Origin of the sequence: Xaviernesmea rhizosphaerae (assembly GCF_001938945.1) — a bacterium.
In the GTDB taxonomy this organism is placed as follows: Bacteria; Pseudomonadota; Alphaproteobacteria; order Rhizobiales; family Rhizobiaceae; genus Xaviernesmea; species Xaviernesmea rhizosphaerae.
In genome coordinates, this window is sequence record NZ_MKIO01000041.1 from 301,670 (window position 1) to 319,466 (window position 17,797).

Consider the following 17,797-nt stretch of genomic DNA (forward strand, 5'->3'; position numbering starts at 1 on the left):
AACAAAACAACATCAAGGGGAATGCCATGAATATGCCCATCCGCAAGACTTTCGCCGTTCTGCTGGCCAGCGCCGGCCTCGCTGCGATGGTCAGCGCCGCGCCCGCCTGGGCCGTCACGCCGGCCGATACGCTGGTCGAGGGCTTCGCCTTCGACGATATCATCTCGGTCGATCCGGGCGAAGCTTTCGAGCTGTCGACCGCCGAGATCACCGGCAACACCTACAACATGCTGGTGCGTATCAACCCGGAGAACACGGCCGAGGTCGTCAACGAACTGGCCGAGAGCTGGTCGGTTTCCGACGACAAGCTGACCTATACGTTCAAGCTGAAGCCGGGCCTGAAATTCGCCTCCGGCAACCCGATCACCGCCGAGGACGTGGCCTTCTCGATGGAGCGCGCGGTCAAGCTCGACAAGTCGCCCGCCTTCCTGCTGACACAGTTCGGCCTGACCGGCGACAACGTCACGGAAAAGGCCAAGGCCGTTGACCCGCTGACCTTCACGCTGACGGTCGACAAGCCCTATGCGCCGAGCTTCGTGCTCAACGTGCTGACCGCCACCGTCGCCTCCGTGGTCGACAAGAAACTGGTCATGTCCAAGGCCCAGCCGGTGACGCCGAGCGAGAAGTACAAATACGACACCGACTTCGGCAACGGCTTCCTCAAGACCGGCTATGCCGGCTCCGGCCCCTACAAGATCATGGCCTGGAAGGCCAACGAGGCCGTGGTTCTGGAAGCCAACCCGAACTATTTCGGCGAGAAGCCCAAGCTCAAGCGCGTGATCTACCGCTACATGAAGGAAAGCTCGAGCCAGCGTCTGGCGTTGGAGGCCGGCGACATCGACGTCGCCCGCAATCTCGAGCCGGGCGACATGGAGGCCGTTTCCAAGAAGCCGGGCATGGTCATCACTTCGGCGCCGAAGGGCACGGTCTACTTCATCAGCTTCAACCAGAAGAACAAGGATCTGGCCAAGCCGGAAGTGCGCGAGGCGCTGAAATATCTGATCGATTACGATGCGATCGGCGCAACGCTGATCAAGGGTGTTGGCACCATCCACCAGACCTTCCTGCCCGCCGGCCAGCTCGGCGCCATCGATGACAAGCCCTACAAGCTGGACGTGGCCAAGGCCAAGGAGCTTCTGGCCAAGGCGGGCCTCAAGGACGGTTTCAGCGTCACCTTCGACGTGCGCAACATCCAGCCGGTCACCGGCATCGCCGAGAGCTTCCAGCAGACGGCGGCGCAGGCCGGCATCAAGGTGGAGATCATTCCCGGCGACGGCAAGCAGACGCTGACCAAGTTCCGCTCCCGCAAGCATGACCTCTATATCGGCCAGTGGGGTTCGGACTATTTCGACCCGAACTCCAACGCGGAGACCTTCACCTCCAACACCGACAATTCCGACGACAGCAAGAATAAGACGCTCGCCTGGCGCAATGCCTGGGACGTTCCGGCGCTGACGAAGGAAACCCAGTCGGCCCTGCTGGAGCCGGATGCGGCCAAGCGTGCGGCGATTTATCAGGACCTGCAGAAGAAGGTGCTGGCCGATGGTCCCTTCGCCATCATCTACCAGCAGGTGGAAATCGCCGGCCATTCGGAAAAGCTGAAGAACTTCAAGCTCGGCCCGAGCTTCGACACCAACTTCGTCTACACGATCTCCAAGGACTGACGCGCCGGAAGCAGGCGCGGGCGCGACACCCGCGCCTGCGCCTTTTCTCCCCCACGTCGCCCGTCAGCCGAAGCCTCCGGGTAGACCGGCAGCGCATCGCGCAAGATCGCTCAGCGGTCTTGCGAGGATCGCCTGTGTCCGAACGCAAACTGTCGTTCGGCCGGGGACATGACGCGGCTTTTTTGGCCACCGGACGACGGTGGGCCTTGAGACAACGGAGCTGATCGGATGACCGTGACGACCACATCCCCCAGCCTGCCCCCCGGGCGCAAACATCGAAAAACCGAGAAGATCCTGCTCGACATCGGCCGTTTCCTGGTCGTGCTGGTCACGACCTATCTCGGCCTTCTGGCGGTGACCTTCTTCATCGGCCGCGTCATTCCGATCGACCCCGTTCTGGCGGTGCTGGGCGACCGCGCGCCGGCTTCGGCAATCGCCCGTGTCCGCGAGGAAATGGGGCTGGACCTGCCGCTCTGGCAGCAGTTCTTCCTCTATGTCCGCCAGATCCTGTCGGGCGATTTCGGCACGTCCGTGCTGACCACCAATCCCGTTCTGACCGACATCGCCCGCGTCTTTCCCGCCACGCTGGAGCTGGCCACCTTCGGCACCGTGATCGGCACGCTGCTCGGCATTCCGCTCGGCGTGCTGGCGGCGGTCAAGCGCGGCACGCTCATTGATCAGCTCGTGCGGCTGGTCGGCCTCGTCGGCTATTCGGTGCCGATCTTCTGGCTGGCCTTGCTGAGCCTCCTGCTCTTCTATGCCAAGCTCGGCTGGGTCGCCTTTCCCGGCCGTATCGATATCGTCTATGAATATACCTTCACGCCGATCACCCAGATCTTCCTGCTGGACGCGCTTTTGCAGCGCCAGTGGGACGTGGCCTGGGATGTGTTCCGCCACATCGTCCTGCCCGGATCGCTGCTCGGCTATTTCTCCATGGCCTATATCAGCCGCATGACGCGCTCCTTCATGCTCAACGAGCTGGCGCAGGAATATGTGGTCGCCGCGCGCGCCAAGGGTCTTTCGGAAAGCCGGATCATCTGGAGCCATGCGCTGCGCAATGCCGCCGTGCCGCTCGTCACCGTGATCGCCCTCTCCTATGCCGGTCTTTTGGAAGGGTCGGTGCTGACGGAGACCGTATTCTCCTGGCCCGGTCTCGGCCTCTACATCACCAATTCGCTGCAGAGCGCCGACATGAACGCCGTGCTGGGCAGCACGCTGGCGATCGGCTCGGCCTTCATCGCGCTCAACCTTCTGTCCGATCTGCTTTACCGGACGCTCGATCCGAGGACCCGCACCCGATGACGACAGGTCTCGACACGCCCGTCCTCAGCCGCCGCGAATGGCTGCTGTCGGACCGCCCGGCCTCAAGGCTTCAGGCCCAGCTTGGCCGCGCCTATATGGTCTGGCTGCGCTTTTCCGCCAACAGGCTGGCGCTGGCCGGCCTCGGCATCATCCTCATGCTGATCGTCGTGGCGCTGTTTGCCGATGTGCTGGCGCCGCACAATCCGGTGCAGGGCGACCTGCGCAATGCGCGGCTGCTGCCGCCGGGCACGGGAAGCTATCTGCTCGGCACCGACGATCAGGGGCGCGACATTCTCTCGCGCCTGATCCATGGCTCCCGGCTGACGCTGGCCGTGGTCGTGCTGGTCGCCATCATCGCCGCGCCGCTCGGCCTGCTGGTCGGCACGGTGTCCGGCTATGCCGGCGGCTGGGTGGACGCGGTGCTGATGCGCATCACCGATATCTTCCTCGCCTTCCCCAAGCTGGTGCTGGCGCTCGCCTTCGTCGCTGCGCTCGGGCCCGGCATCGAAAACGCCATTCTCGCCATCGCGCTCACCTCCTGGCCGCCCTATGCCCGCATGGCCCGGGCGGAAACGCTGGGCGTGCGCCATTCCGACTATATCGCCGCCGTCAGGCTGATGGGGGCTTCGCCGTTCCGCATCGTCCTGCGCCATGTCATGCCCATGTGCCTCTCCTCGCTGATCGTGCGCGTCACGCTCGACATGGCGGGCATCATCCTAACGGCCGCAGGCCTCGGCTTTCTCGGGCTCGGCGCGCAGCCGCCGCTCCCGGAATGGGGCGCCATGATCGCCTCGGGCCGGCGCTTCATCCTCGACCAGTGGTGGGTCGCTACCATGCCCGGCATCGCCATCCTCATCGTCAGCCTCGGCTTCAACCTGCTCGGCGATGGCCTGCGCGACGCCCTCGATCCCCGGGAGGCCGGCCAATGAGCGCGCTTCTGACCGTCGAAAACCTCAAGGTCCACTATCCCACCCGCTCCGGCCTGATCCAGGCGGTGCGCGGCGTCTCCTTCACGCTCGGCCGCGAACGTCTCGGCATCGTCGGCGAATCCGGCTCCGGCAAGTCGCAGACCGGGCGGGCGATCATGGGGCTAACCGCCCCGCAGGCGCTGATCTCGGCCGACCGCCTGGAATTCCAGGGCCAGGATCTTCTGACGCTCAGCCCGCGCGAACGCCGCGCCTTGCGCGGCCGGCGGATCGCCATGATCCTGCAGGATCCGAAATATTCGCTCAACCCCGTCATGACCATCGGCCGGCAGATCGTCGAGACCCTGCGCACGCATGAAAGCGTGACCAAAGCCGAGGCGAAACGGCGGGCCCTGGAGATGCTCGAAGCCGTGCAGATCCGCGATCCCGAGCGCGTCTTCGGCCTTTATCCGCATGAGGTCTCCGGCGGCATGGGCCAGCGGGCGATGATCGCGATGATGCTGATCTGCGGCCCGGAGTTGATGATTGCCGACGAGCCGACCTCCGCGCTCGACGTGACGGTGCAGCTCGAAGTGCTCAACATTCTCGACGGTCTCGTGGCGAAACGCGGCATGGGCCTGATCTTCGTCTCCCACGATCTGCGCCTCGTCTCCTCTTTCTGCGACCGGGTGCTGGTGATGTATGCCGGCCGGGTGGTGGAGGAGCTGAGCTCGGGCGCACTATCCGAGGCGAAACATCCCTATACCCGCGGGTTGCTGGACTGCGTGCCAAAGGTCGGCGAAAGCCGCCATCCCCTGCCCGTCCTCGACCGCAAGCCGGAGTGGGCCGCATGACGCCGCTTCTCGATATCCGTGACCTCAATGTCTATTTCGACACCTATCGCGCGCTTGATGATGTCAGCCTCTCGGTTGGCAAGGGCGAATCCTTCGGCCTCGTGGGCGAGTCCGGCTCGGGCAAGTCCACACTGCTGCGCGCCGTGGCGGGCCTTGCGCCGGTTGCCGGCGGCACCATCGCCGTCGAAGGCGAAGAGATCAAAGGCAGGCGCCGCTCGCGCGATTTTCACCGCCGGGTGCAGATGGTGTTTCAGGACCCCTATGGCTCGCTGCATCCGCGCCAGACGGTGGACCGCCAGCTTCTGGAGCCGCTCGCCATCCACGGCATAGGCGACACCGAGCCGCGCATCCGCCGGGCGCTGGACGAGGTCGGCCTCGGCCCCTCCTTCCGCTTCCGCTTTCCCCATCAGATGTCCGGCGGCCAGCGCCAGCGCGTGGCGATTGCCCGCGCGCTGATCCTGGAGCCGAAGATCCTGCTGCTGGACGAGCCGACCTCGGCGCTCGATGCCTCGGTGCAGGCGGAGGTGCTCAATCTGCTGGAGCAGGTGCGCAAGGAGCATGGCCTGACCTTCATCATGGTCAGCCATGATCTCGGCGTCGTCACCCATCTGTGCGAGCGGCTGGCGGTGATGCAGCATGGTCGCGTGGTGGAAACGCTTTCCTCCACGGATCTTGCCGGCGGGCGGATGCGCGCCGACTATACCCGCCATCTGATGACGGCCAGCCTCGGCTTCGCCCGCTGAGATGGTCGCCGGCGTGAGGGCGGCACCCTCGTCCGACTGCCGTCTTGTGTCTCAGCCGCGATGCTGGCGGCGGAACTGGCCGGGGGAAAGCCCTGACGCGGCGGAAAACACCCGGGTCAGGTGGCTCTGGTCGGAAAAGCCCGTCATGACCGCGATTTCCGCAATCGGCAGCGGCCCGGCCAGCAGCTCGCGCGCGCGGCTCACGCGGTAGTCGATCAGCCAGCGATAGGGCGTGCGGTGGAAGGTCTGCTTGAAGGCCTTGATGAAATGGTTGCGGGACAGGCCGCAGGCCTGCGCCAGCTCGGCGATCTGAAAGGGCGTGGCGATATGGCCTGCGAGAAATTCCGTGGCCCGCTTCTGCTGCCAGGCCGCCAGCATGCCCTTTCCCTGGGCCGGCAGGTGCAGGCCGCCATGGGCCTGGGCCAGATGCGTCATCAGCGCCAGTACGACCTGCTCGACGAAAAGCGGGCTTGCCTCTTCCGGCCGCTCCAGCGAGGGCAATAGCGCCTGGGCGAGCCCGGCCGCCACGGGATCGGCCTCGGCCGAGACCTCGCCGAGCCCGGTCAGGCGCGGCTGGCCCATCTCCTCGGCGAAGCGGCGGAGTTCCGCGACAGGAATATCGAAACGGACATTGTCGAAAGGCGCGAGGTGATGGCACTGCCAGGCCGCGCCAAGATCGGTGATCGCCAGCGCGCCCTGCCCATGGCCGCCCTCATAGACAAGGCGGCCATCGCGCCAGAGCCGGTGCATGCGGAAATCAGCGAGCTGGGTGATGACATGAAAGGCGTCGCTCGGGCGGCTCGGCTCCGCCATGGCGAGATCATCGCCGTCATAGCGCATGCGCGCAATGCCGATCCCCCCGGCCGAAAGCCGGCTGCATTCCGGCACCGAGGCGCCGCCTGCTCCTCTCTTGTCCATTGTCCCCTTCCTCTCGCCCGATCCCGCAACGGGCGGCCTGTGCGTCATGACGCACAGCGTCAGAGCGCCGCTTCCTCGGCAGAAAACAGAAAGCCAAGCCTGTCATGGCACGCGTTACGGCCAATGGGCTTGCCATCCCGAAACTTGACAGGCTGAAGCCGGCGTCCCCCGACGCTGAATGCCTCGCATCTTAGGGTTTCCGGTTGATCAGACTGGGAACCGTATCGCACGATCGTCTCTTGCCCAGGCCAGCCGCAGCCGACCCGAAAGAGCGTATGCGGCGAGTGTAACCGAATGCGCACAAATGTGTAGCCGCGCCCGATCACGCCCTGGTGATCGGTCTGGCAGAAGCCAGATTTCCCCTTTTCGGTCTGATGATCTAATGCCAGAGGCGGGAGGTCGGCGGGCCGCCGGCCGCGGGGCCTGCCATGGCTGCGAGACCGTAAGCCTGGACCAGATGCAGGCAGATCCCGCGCGCCACATGGCAGAGAACAGCGTCGGACAGGGTTTCGGCCTGCATGAGCGCCAGCCAGGCAGTGGCGAGATGGACGAGGACAGGATCCAGCGCGGCACGGCGGCAGCGCAACCCGTAGACGGGCGGGAGATCGGCGGTCCGCACCAGTTCCGACAGGAGATCGTCGGCAATGATGAAGGCCAGCACTTCCAGATCGCTGCGCAGGGCGATCGCCGCCCCGTCCCGCAGATCGACCAGACAGATGGAGCCGGCAGGGTAGAGCCGCGCCGGAGCCTGCTGGCCATCGGGCAGGAGATCGCAATGCCAGGCATCGGCCCTGTAGACCATCAGCAGATGCGCCCGCTGCGGCGCGAGCACCACCGTCCTCCCGGCCCCTAGGCCGGCTGCGCCCTGCAGATAGGCGGACACCAGCGCGACCGCACCCAGCGGCACGATCGACATAACAGGCGCCTCCGGAAGGCCGAAGCAGCGGGCAAGCGATGCGCTGTCATAGGGTGAACCAGTCAAGGCGGCCTCTTGGGCATGTTCCGTAAAGCATGATCATAGCAAAGCATCGGACCGAAAAACGGCATGGCACGGCCGGGGCCTGCCATCGCGACCCGAAAAGGGTCCCGTATCCGGAAAGGCACGGCCCCATATCGTGGGTACAGGCCCTTTCCGCATGGAGAGCATAGAGCATGGCGTGGCAAAACGGAATCCTGCGAGGAACACCGTTTGCGCGGTTCAGACCTGCAGGACTGCGTCGTCTGCCCTTATGGCGCCCGCCGGGCCCGCGGCCAGGCGGGCGCCGCGCATCAGGCCGGCACGACCGGCGTCACGGTGCGGCGCATCAGCCGCGTGGCAACCACCAGCACCAGCATGATGCCGGCGAAGACGGCGAAGATCTGCGTGTTGTAATAGACCATGGCGAGGAAGGCGACCACGGCCATGCCGAGCGCGAAGCCGGGCGCCAGCGGATAGAGCGGCGCCTTGAAGGGGCGGGCAAGGCCCGGCTCGCTCTGGCGCAGCTTGAACAGGCTGAGCATGCTCATGATGTACATGGTCAGCGCGCCGAAGACCGACATGGTGACGATGCTGGCGGTCAGTGACTGGCCCGCGATCGACACGAGATTGTCGCTGAAGATCGCCGCCACGCCAATGACGCCGCCGGCGACGGTCGCCACATGCGGCGTGCGGAAGCGCGGATGCAGGCGGGAGAAGAACTCCGGCAGGAAACCGGCCCGCGACATGGCGAAGATCTGCCGCGCATAGCCCATGATGATGCCATGGAACGAGGCAACGAGGCCGAACAGGCCGAGCCAGACAAGCATGTGCAGCCAGCCGCTGCTTTCGCCGACCACGGTCTTCATCGCCTGCGGCAGCGGGTCGTTCAGGTTGGAGAGCGCCTTCCAGTCGCCCGAGCCGCCGGCAAACAGCATGACGCCGAAGGCGAGCGCCACCAGCGTCAGAACGCCGGTGATATAGGCCACCGGAATGGTGCGCTTGGGGTCCTTGGCCTCCTCCGCCGCCATGGCCACGCCCTCGATGGCGAGGAAGAACCAGATGGCGAAGGGAATCGCGGCGAAAATGCCACCGATCGAGGCGACGCTGAACGTATCCTCACCGCTCCAGCCGCCGGCGGCGAACTGGGCAAAGCTGAAGGCCGGCGAGACCACGCCCATGAACACCAGAAGCTCGCCCACCGCCAGAATGGTGACGAAAAGCTCGAAGGTCGCGGCGATCTGCACGCCGATGATATTGAGCGTGATGAAGAGGATATAGGCGCCCAGCGCCGCCATCTTCGGGTCCAGCCCGGGAAATTGCACGTTGAGATAGGCGCCGATCGCCAGCGAGATCGCCGGCGGGGCGAAGACAAATTCGATCAGCGTGGCAAAGCCGGCAATGGCGCCGCCCGTCGGCCCGAAGGCCCGCAGCGAATAGGCAAAGGGCCCGCCCGCCTGCGGAATGGCGGTGGTGAGCTCGGTGAAGGAAAAGATGAAGGCGACATACATGGCGGCGATCACCGTCGTCGTCACCAGGAAGCCCAGCGTTCCCGCGGTGGCCCAGCCATAGCTCCAGCCGAAATACTCGCCGGAAATGACGAGGCCGACGGCAATGCCCCAGAGATGGAATGTATTGAGTGTTTTCTTGAGTGTGACGTCAGGTGTGTTGCTCATAAGCTGTTCCCCTTTTTTTGATCGGCTTATTGATGCAGTGGCACGCAATGCGGCCCTCAGGACAGGTCCGCCATTCCCGGCGGCCGTCCCCGCACCCCTTTCGCCGGACGCCGCACGGGGACAGGCGCAGAAAGGCACGGGACCGCGCGATGAGTGTGACGATCACGAGGTTGTAGAACAAGGCATTTTCGTCACGGACCCTGAGATATTGCTGCACCTGCGTTCACGCGCTCGCCGCAGGGCGGCATGATCGCCCTTCGGTGGCGTCAGGACGCGCCGATCGGTCCGGCGCAGGGCGCGAGACTTGCGCGCGACGCTTCGGGCGCGAAGAGGGATGCCTCGCCATCAGGCCGATGCGACCTCTCTTTCACTGCGGCCGGAGGGAATATCAGAGCCCGGGCATCAAAGCGGGGAGGCCGAAGGCGATCACTGCGCCTGAACTCAATGCACCGGACCGAAAATCGGTTCGCGCTTTCTCGGTCCGTTCGATGCTCTATCCCTCATCCAAAGGCCTAAGAATCACGTCCGAATTTTAAGATTTCCGGCAAAGATCATCATCATCGCGCGCGACGTTATCCTCGGGCTTGTCGCAGAGCCCGAGGATGACGTGAACACAGGGTCCACCGCATCGAGACGTCCGACGACGGCGCCTCCCCCGATCTCTCCCCGGCTCAGGGCCGGAGCAGCACCTTGCCGCCCTTGCCCGGCGCAAGCGAGGCGCGCACCGCATCGCCGATCGCCTCCAGCGGAAAGACCGAATCGACCGGCAGGATGATCTGCCCGGCTACCACCAGCCGGATCAGCTCGCCCATCAGCCGCGCCCGATCTTCCGGCGCCATGGCGGCCGAGACCTTGGAGCCCCAGAAGCCCTTGATGGTCAGCTGCTTGAAGATGACGGGGCCGGAGGAGATCTGCATCGGCTCGCCGGTCATGGAGCCGAAGGAGACGAACAGGCCGTTGTCGCCGAGGAGTTCGGCAATATCGCCGGAGGCCTTCCCGCCGATGGAATCGACGCCGGCGCGCGCGCCCGCCTCGCCGGTCAGCGCCCGCACCTTGTCCTTCCAGCTCTCGCCGGCGGTGGAGACGGCATTGGCGATGCCGAGCGATTCGAGTTCGGCCACGCCTTCGTCGCGCCGCACCAGATTGACCGTGTGGATGCCGCGCGCGGCCGCCACCATGGCCAGCACCTTGCCCACCGCGCCATTGGCCGTGTTCTGGACGATCCAGTCGCCCGGCTGCACCTCGAGGAATTCCAGCAGCGACAGGGCGCTGAAGGGCATGGCGATCAGCTGCGCGCCGGCCTCGTCGGAAATGGCGTCCGGCAGCGGCACCAGCGCCCTGGCGGGGGCCACGAAATACTCCGCCCAGCTGCCGCGCAGACCCGCCGCCGCCACGCGCCGGCCGATCAGCGACGCGTCGGCCTCCGGCCCCACGGCCTCGACCACGCCCACCGCCTCGCTGCCGCCGATGGCCGGCAGCGGCGGCTTGATGCCGTAGGAGCCGCGCACGGTCCATAGATCGTGATTGTGGATGGGCGAGAGGTGCATGCGCACCAGAACCTCGCCCGTGCCAGGCACAGGCTGCGGGCTTTCGTGCAGGCCAAGCACGTCCTGGGGATCGCCGAACCGGTCGTGAACCGCACTGCGCATCGTCTTGATCTCCTGTTTCTCGTCTTTTGGTCTGTCGTCTTCCGGTCCGGGCCGGATCGTTCCGGCCGGACATTCGCCGTCGATATAGGTCGCCCCGGGGCAATGGGCCAGCCGGGCGCAAAGGGGCTCGCAGGCTGTCCGGCGGGCTGCCTCTCCCCCAGCCGGTCGGGATCGGCTATGCATCGACGGGAAAAGGCGGCTGATGAGGGAGAGACGGGCGCGATGCAGGTCCGGGCGCTGATCTATTTCGACGAGGTGGTGCGCACCCGCTCGCTGCGCGCGGCCGCCGAGCGGCTGAACGTGGCGCCCACCGCGCTCGCCCGCCAGATCGACCATCTCGAACATTATTTCGGCACGCCGCTTTTGGAGCGCTCGGCGCGCGGCATCAGGCTGACGGCGGCGGGCGAGCTGCTGGCCGAGCGCGCCGGGCGCACGCTGCGCGAACTCGACAATGTCCGTCAGCTGATCGACGATCTGGCAGGGTTGAAGCGCGGGCGGGTGGCGATCCAGGCGAGCGGGGCGGTGGTCGCAAGCCTGCTTGCTCCGGCGCTCGCCGATTTCAGCACCCGCTTTCCCGGCATCCGCTTCGACATCGCGGTCACCAGCGCGCGCCAGTCGGTCGAGGCGCTGGTCTCGGCCGAGGCCGACATCGCCGTCACCCTCTTTTCCGAGCCGCATCCCGGCACCAAGGTGCGGCTGAAGGCGGAAATCCTCTATGACATGATCGCGTCCACGGACCATCCGCTGGCGGCACAGAGCGCGGTGAGCGTGGCCGATCTCGCCCGTCATCCGCTCGCCCTGCCCGACCGCGCCTTCGGCGCCCGCCAAGCCTTCGACGCGCTGTTTGCCGCGGAAGGGCTGTCTCTCGATCCGATCTTCGTCACCGCCTCTCTGGAAATGCTGAAGGAGCTGACCTTAAGCGGCGTGGCGGTGACGCTGCTGCCGGCCTTCACCGTGCAGCGCGAATGCCGGCTCGGCCAGCTCGTCGCCCGGCCCGTCGTGGGGGGAAAAGCGCTGCGCACGCCGCTGAACCTGGCGGTGGCGAGCGAGCGGCAGTTGCCCTTTGCCGCCACCAAACTGCTCGACCATATCGACCGCTTCTTGCGCGACAGCTTCGCCCGCCCGGTGAAAGCCACATGAGTGCATCGTTTTCAGCTGCACGGGGCACACAAAAACATCAATTGTGTGCGCGCCAAAATCATGAAACTCTCCGGCCATTCAAGCGCCGGCGTCAGATCGGCCAGCCTCGACCAGAGTATCCGACCGGGGCATCCAGCAAAGGGGAATAGGATGATCAACCATTTCGCGCCGGCGCGCCGGCGTCTGCTGTGCGCCGTCTTCGGCCTGTCGGCCGCGCTTTTCCTGCCGCTCGGCATGCTGCCGGCTGAGGCCGCGCCCAAGACCAGCCTCGTTCTGGGCATGAACCCGGAGCCGCAGGGCCTCGACCCGACCATCGCCGCGCCTGTGGCCATCGGTCAGGTCACCTGGCAGAACGTGTTCGAGGGCCTCGTCGCCATCGACCGCACGGGCAAGGTGGTGCCGCAGCTCGCCAAGAGCTGGGACATCTCGGCCGACGGCCTCACCTACACCTTCCACCTGCAGGAAGGCGTCACCTTCCATGATGGCGAGCCCTTCGACAGCGCCGCGGCGAAATTCTCGCTGGATCGCGCGCGCGGCAAAGATTCGGTCAATCCGCAGAAGCGCTTCTTCGCCGCCATCGACACCATCGAGACGCCCGACGCCAGCACGCTGGTCCTGAAGCTGAAAACGCGCAACAGCAGCCTGCTTTCCTGGCTCGGCTGGCCGGCCTCCGTCATGCTCGGGCCAAAGAGCGCGGCCGATGCCAAGACAAAGCCGATCGGCACCGGTCCGTTCAAATTCGTCAGCTGGGCCAAGGGCGACCGCGTCGAGCTGGCCGCCAATCCGGGCTACTGGAACAAGGCGGTGAAGCTCGGGCTGGACAAGGTCACCTTCCGCTTCATCGGCGATCCGCAGGCCCAGGCCGCCGCGCTGAAATCGGGCGATGTCGACGCCTTCCCGGAATTTGCCGCGCCGGAACTGATGGAGAGCTTCAAGGGCGACGAAAAGCTCGCCACCGTCATCGGCAACACCGAGCTCAAAGTCGTGGCCGGCATGAACAATGCCCGCAAGCCCTTCAACGACAAGCGCGTGCGCCAGGCGCTGATGATGGCGGTGGACCGCGCCACCGTGATCGAGGGCGCATGGTCCGGCCTCGGCCAGGCGATCGGCAGCCATTACACGCCGAACGACCGCGGCTATATCGACACAACGGGCGTCCACCCCTACGATCCGGCAAAGGCCAAGGCGCTGTTGACGGAAGCCGGCTATCCCGACGGCTTCTCCTTCACCATCAAGACGCCGCAGATGGCCTACGCCCCGCGCTCGGCGGAGATCCTGCAGGCCATGTTCGCCGAGATCGGCGTGACCATGACCATCGAGCCCACGGAATTTCCGGCAAAATGGGTGCAGGACGTGTTCAAGGGCACGGATTACGACATGACCATCGTCGCCCATGCCGAGCCTATGGACCTCGATATCTACGCCCGCGACCCCTATTACTTCAACTACAAGAACCCGGCCTTCAACGACGTTCTCGCGAAGATCGAGCAGACCACCGACACGGCCGAGCAGGACAAGCTCTATGGCGAGGCGCAGACGATCCTCGCGGATGACGTGCCGGCGCTCTACCTCTTCGTGCTGCCGAAGCTCGGCGTCTGGAACGCCAAGCTCAAGGGCCTGTGGGAAAACGAGCCGATCCCCTCCAACGTGCTGACCGACGTGCACTGGGAGGAGTGAGCGGGCTTTACCGGCACGTCTGACCTCGGTGCATGCCAATATCGCTGAGGGCAGATGGGCAGACCGCTTGACCTGCCCCTGTCTCCCCCCTCACCCTGCCCTCTCCCCGATGGGGAGAGGAGGCCAGTGGCTCATCGTCTCGCCGAACTTGCCGCACCGCTTGCGTTTCTGCTTCGAATGTAAGTGAGCGCTCGCCCCGAGTCTCTTCTCCCCTCGGGGAGAAGATGCCGGCAGGCAGATGAGGGGGCTGCACGTCGGGAGACGTTACAGAAAGCCATCCCGCACAGATCCGACAACCGATTTCGTCCAGCCATCGCCTGTGGCTGCCTCTCGAGCATCGGACTGAAAATAGCACTCAGTACGATGCTCTAGATTTTTGTTTTTGCATCGGATTTTTCCGAAAACCGGTTCCCACTTTTCGGTCCGATGCTCTCGCCCAAGGATGACCCATGACCGCCCTTCTCCTGCGCCGGTCGGCAAGCCTGTTTCTGACCCTGCTCGCCGTCTCCGGCCTGATCTTCCTGGTGATGCAGGTGCTCCCCGGCGATCCCGCCGCCATCATGCTCGGCACCTCGGCGAGCCCGGAAACGCTGGCGGCGCTGCGCCATGAGCTCGGCCTCGACCAGCCGATGCTGGTGCGCTACCTCGCCTGGATCGGCGGGCTGGCCACCGGCGATCTCGGCACCTCCACCACCTATGGCGTTCCCGTCTCGGGGCTGATCGGCGAGCGGCTGGCTGTCACCCTGCCTTTGGCGCTGATGGCCATCGGTCTCTCCATCGCCATTGCTTTGCCGCTCGGCGTGCTTTCGGCTGCGCGGCGCAACGGGCCGGCGGACTATATTGCCGGCTTCATTTCGCAGCTCTTCATCGCCGTGCCCGGCTTCTGGGTCGGGCTGCTTCTGGCGCTGGTCTTCGCGGTCAAGCTCGGGGTCATGCCCTCCGGCGGCTTTCCCGGCTGGCAGACGGGCTTCTGGCCGGCCCTGCAGGCGCTCGTCCTGCCGGCCATCGCGCTCGCGCTGCCGCAGGCGGGCGTGCTCACCCGCGTCACCCGCTCCTCGGTCGCCGAGGTGCTGGGCGAGGATTTCGTGCGCACCGCGCGGGCCAAAGGCCTGCCGAAGCGGGCCGCACTCTGGCGTCATGCCGTGCGCAATGCGCTGGTGCCGGTCGTCACCATTCTCGGCCTGCAATTCACCTTCCTCATCGCCGGCGCGGTGCTGGTGGAAAACGTCTTCAACCTGCCGGGCCTCGGGCGGCTTGCCTATCAGGCGCTGACCCAGCGCGATCTGGTGGTCATGCAGGATGTGGTGATGTTCTTCGCCGGCCTGGTCATCCTCATGAATTTCCTGGTGGACATGTCCTATCTCCTGCTCGATCCGCGTCTGCGGGAGGCCGGCCGGTGACCGCGCCCGCCTCCTCGACACCCCTGCCCACGGCCCGCCGCAAGAGCCCCGGCCTTCGCCTCGCCACCCGGCCGAACCTCGTGATCGGCGGCGCGCTGGTCGCCTTCCTCCTCGGCATCGCGCTGGTCTCTCTGGTCTGGACCCCGCTGCCGCCGACGAAGATGCAGATCGCGCTGAAGCTGAAGGCGCCGCTGGAAAAAGGCCTGTTCGGCACCGATCATCTCGGCCGAGATGTCGCCTCCATGCTGATGGCGGGCGCCTGGAATTCGCTGTCGATCGCGGTGAGCGCCGTGGCACTCGGTGCCGCTGTCGGCACGGCGCTCGGCGTCACGGTCGCGGCCAAGCGCGGCCTGTTCGAGGCCGTGGCCATGCGCGCCAATGACGTGATCTTCGCCTTCCCGCCGATCCTCTCGGCCATGATGCTCGGCGCGCTGATGGGCACGGGACGGGGGACGGCGATCATCGCCATCGCCACCTTCATGGTGCCGGTCTTCGCCCGGGTCACTGCCGGCGCGGCGTCCCAAGTCTGGGCGCGTGATTTCATCCTGGCCGCGCGCAGCGCCGGCAAGGGCGTAACTCGCATCACCATCGAGCATGTTCTGCCCAACATCGCCAACCAGATCATCGTGCAGGTGGCGATCCAGCTCGGCCTCGCCATCCTCACCGAAGCGGGCCTGAGCTTCCTCGGGCTGGGCATGGCGCCGCCCGCGCCCACCTGGGGGCGGATGCTGGCTGACAGCCAGACCTATCTCGGCACCGCCCCCTGGCTGGCGCTGATGCCCGGGCTTGCCATCGCGCTCACCGTCTTCGGGTTCAACATGCTGGGCGACGGTCTGCGCGACCTGCTCGACCCGCGCGAGAAAGGCCGCACATGAGCGCCGCCCCGCTTCTTTCGGTCGAGAATCTCGACATCGCCATGCGCCTGCCCGATGGCGGCCGGCTGCCGATCGTGAAGGATTTCTCACTGACGCTTCAGGCCGGCGACACGCTCGGCATCGTCGGCGAGAGCGGCTCCGGCAAGTCGCTGCTGTCGCTGGCCGTGATGGGCCTGCTGCCGCCCGCCGCCATCGCCTCCGGCCGCATCCTGCTGGAGGGGCGCGACCTGATGGCGCTCGATGATGACGGCATGAGCCGGGTGCGCGGCCGGCGGATCGGCATGATCTTCCAGGAGCCGATGACGGCGCTGAACCCGGCCATGACCGTGGGCGACCAGATCGCCGAGGGGCTGGTGCGCCACGAGAAGCTCTCCTGGAAGGCCGCGCGGGAGGCGGCCGTCGATCTCCTCGACCGGGTGCGCATTCCCGATCCGCGCGCCCGCGCCAAGGCCTATCCGCACCAGATGTCCGGCGGCCAGCGCCAGCGCGTCGGCATCGCCATCGCGGTGGCCATGCGCCCGGCGCTGATGATCGCCGACGAGCCGACCACCGCGCTCGACGTGACGGTGCAGGCGGAGGTGCTCGAGATTCTCGACGATCTCTGCGCGCGCGAGGGCATGGCGCTGATGCTGATCAGCCATGATCTCGGCGTGATCGCCCGCATGTGCGCCCGCACGCTGGTGCTCTATGCCGGCCGGCGGATGGAGGAAGGCGACACGCGCGGCGTGCTGACCGAGCCCCTGAACCCCTATACACGCGGCCTCCTGCGCGCCGTGCCGCGCCGGCGGGTAGATGGCGCGCCGCTCGATACCATTCCCGGCACGGTGCCCGGCTTTGCCCGCCTGCCGGAAGGCTGCGTGTTTTCCGACCGTTGCGGCGATGTCGTGGCCGCCTGCCGCGCAGGCGAACCGGCCTGGACCCAGCCGCGGCCGAACCGAGGCGTGCGCTGCATCCGGGCACAGCAGGAGATGCCGGCATGAAGACCCCTCTGATCGACATCCGCCGCCTGACCCGCGACTATGCTGGCGGCGGCCTCTTCGCTAGGCCCAGCCTGACCCGCGCGCTCGACGATCTCACCATGACGGTGGAGGCCGGCACGATCCACGGCATTGTCGGCGAGTCCGGCTGCGGCAAGTCCACGCTGGCACGCATTCTCATGGCGCTCGACCGGCCCACGTCAGGCGACGTGATCCTCGACGGCGCCTCGCTCTTCGACCTCTCGCCGAAAGAGCTGATGCGCAAGCGGCGCGATTTCCAGATGGTGTTCCAGGACCCGTTCGGCTCGCTCGATCCGCGCCAGCGCGTCGCCCGCATCGTGGCCGAGCCGCTGCATGTGCTGGACGAGAAGCCGTCGCGGGCTGCAAGGCGCGAGCGTGTGATGGCGATGCTGGAGGCCGTCGGCCTCAACGCCGCGCAGGCCGAGCGCTATCCGCATGAATTTTCCGGCGGCCAGCGCCAGCGCATCGCCATTGCCCGGGCGCTGATCACCGAGCCCAAGCTGGTCGTGGCCGACGAGGCCGTCTCCGCGCTCGATCTCTCGGTGCAGGCGCAGGTGCTGAACCTCATCACCCGGCTGAAGCGCGAACGCGGCGTGACCTTCCTGTTCATCACCCACAATCTGGCGGTGGTCGATGCGGTCGCCGATCAGGTCGGCGTCATGTATCGCGGCCGCCTAGTGGAAAGCGGGCCGGCGCGCGCCGTGTTCGAACGGCCGCTGCATCCCTATACCCGCGTTCTGGCCGATGCCGAGCCCTCGGTGACCAAGTTCGGCCGCCCGCCGGCCCGCCCCGCGCCCCCGGCTGCGGCACTTGCTGCGCCCTTGACGCATGGCCCGCCCGGCCAGGGCTGCGCCTTCCTGCCGCGCTGTCCGCTGGCCGGACCGCGCTGCGCGGCGGAAGCGCCTGTTTTGCGTCAGGTGCTACCGGGCCGGCAGACGGCCTGTCACCATGCCGAGCAGATGCTCTGCGCCCCGGCGTGAGCGGGCGCTCGACCGGCCGATCGAACAGATGACCTGACGGGACGGCAGGCGGCCGACAGGC

The 17,797-nt window shown here is 66.4% G+C and carries 15 protein-coding genes; 11 read left to right on the forward strand and 4 right to left on the reverse strand.

Going from position 1 to position 17,797, the window contains the following annotated elements; translation table 11 throughout:
• The first annotated feature begins 26 nt into the window (after positions 1-26).
• The 5 genes from BJF92_RS22270 (at position 27) to BJF92_RS22290 (ending at position 5,468) form a co-directional block, all read left to right on the forward strand.
• Positions 27-1,664 carry an ABC transporter substrate-binding protein gene (locus tag BJF92_RS22270; protein WP_075636925.1) on the forward strand — a complete coding sequence of 546 codons (1,638 nt, stop codon included), beginning with the start codon at positions 27-29 and terminating at the stop codon, positions 1,662-1,664.
• A gap of 228 nt (positions 1,665-1,892) precedes the next feature.
• Complete coding sequence (locus BJF92_RS22275) at positions 1,893-2,966, forward strand: ABC transporter permease (protein ID WP_078058326.1); 1,074 nt, start codon at positions 1,893-1,895, stop codon at positions 2,964-2,966.
• Positions 2,963-3,895 carry an ABC transporter permease gene (locus BJF92_RS22280; protein WP_075636926.1) on the forward strand — a complete coding sequence of 311 codons (933 nt, stop codon included), beginning with the start codon at positions 2,963-2,965 and terminating at the stop codon, positions 3,893-3,895. Before BJF92_RS22275 ends, BJF92_RS22280 begins: the two co-directional genes overlap by 4 nt.
• On the forward strand, positions 3,892-4,725 hold the full coding sequence (locus BJF92_RS22285; protein WP_075636927.1) for an ABC transporter ATP-binding protein: 834 nt from the start codon (positions 3,892-3,894) through the stop codon (positions 4,723-4,725). The genes BJF92_RS22280 and BJF92_RS22285 overlap by 4 nt, the downstream gene beginning before the upstream one ends.
• Positions 4,722-5,468, forward strand: a complete 747-nt coding sequence (locus BJF92_RS22290; protein ID WP_075636928.1) for an ABC transporter ATP-binding protein — start codon at positions 4,722-4,724, stop codon at positions 5,466-5,468. Before BJF92_RS22285 ends, BJF92_RS22290 begins: the two co-directional genes overlap by 4 nt.
• Positions 5,469-5,519: 51 nt before the next feature.
• Here the strand turns inward: BJF92_RS22290 and BJF92_RS22295 are convergent, their stop codons facing one another.
• The 4 genes from BJF92_RS22295 to BJF92_RS22310 form a co-directional block, all read right to left on the reverse strand.
• Positions 5,520-6,386 (reverse strand): helix-turn-helix transcriptional regulator, encoded by an 867-nt coding sequence (locus tag BJF92_RS22295; RefSeq protein ID WP_075636929.1) that lies wholly within the window; start codon positions 6,384-6,386, stop codon positions 5,520-5,522.
• A gap of 379 nt (positions 6,387-6,765) precedes the next feature.
• Complete coding sequence (locus tag BJF92_RS22300) at positions 6,766-7,368, reverse strand: hypothetical protein (protein WP_143524152.1); 603 nt, start codon at positions 7,366-7,368, stop codon at positions 6,766-6,768.
• A gap of 287 nt (positions 7,369-7,655) precedes the next feature.
• Positions 7,656-9,017, reverse strand: a complete 1,362-nt coding sequence (gene eat / locus BJF92_RS22305) for an ethanolamine permease (protein ID WP_075636931.1) — start codon at positions 9,015-9,017, stop codon at positions 7,656-7,658.
• A gap of 671 nt (positions 9,018-9,688) precedes the next feature.
• Complete coding sequence (locus BJF92_RS22310; protein ID WP_075636932.1) at positions 9,689-10,666, reverse strand: zinc-binding dehydrogenase; 978 nt, start codon at positions 10,664-10,666, stop codon at positions 9,689-9,691.
• A 222-nt stretch (positions 10,667-10,888) separates the two neighbouring features.
• Here BJF92_RS22310 and BJF92_RS22315 point away from each other — a divergent pair, with 222 nt between their 5' ends.
• The 6 genes from BJF92_RS22315 (at position 10,889) to BJF92_RS22340 (ending at position 17,736) form a co-directional block, all read left to right on the forward strand.
• Positions 10,889-11,806: a LysR family transcriptional regulator gene (locus tag BJF92_RS22315; RefSeq protein ID WP_075636933.1), complete on the forward strand. Its 918-nt coding sequence runs from the start codon at positions 10,889-10,891 to the stop codon at positions 11,804-11,806.
• Positions 11,807-11,956: 150 nt separating this feature from the next.
• On the forward strand, positions 11,957-13,483 hold the full coding sequence (locus BJF92_RS22320; RefSeq protein ID WP_075636934.1) for an ABC transporter substrate-binding protein: 1,527 nt from the start codon (positions 11,957-11,959) through the stop codon (positions 13,481-13,483).
• Between the two features lie 449 nt (positions 13,484-13,932).
• Positions 13,933-14,883, forward strand: a complete 951-nt coding sequence (locus tag BJF92_RS22325; protein WP_075636935.1) for an ABC transporter permease — start codon at positions 13,933-13,935, stop codon at positions 14,881-14,883.
• Positions 14,884-14,906: 23 nt separating this feature from the next.
• On the forward strand, positions 14,907-15,758 hold the full coding sequence (locus BJF92_RS22330) for an ABC transporter permease (protein WP_075637038.1): 852 nt from the start codon (positions 14,907-14,909) through the stop codon (positions 15,756-15,758).
• On the forward strand, positions 15,755-16,738 hold the full coding sequence (locus BJF92_RS22335; RefSeq protein ID WP_075636936.1) for an ABC transporter ATP-binding protein: 984 nt from the start codon (positions 15,755-15,757) through the stop codon (positions 16,736-16,738). The genes BJF92_RS22330 and BJF92_RS22335 overlap by 4 nt, the downstream gene beginning before the upstream one ends.
• Positions 16,735-17,736, forward strand: coding sequence for an oligopeptide/dipeptide ABC transporter ATP-binding protein (locus tag BJF92_RS22340; protein WP_075636937.1), 1,002 nt, complete (start codon positions 16,735-16,737; stop codon positions 17,734-17,736). The genes BJF92_RS22335 and BJF92_RS22340 overlap by 4 nt, the downstream gene beginning before the upstream one ends.
• Positions 17,737-17,797 lie beyond the last annotated feature (61 nt).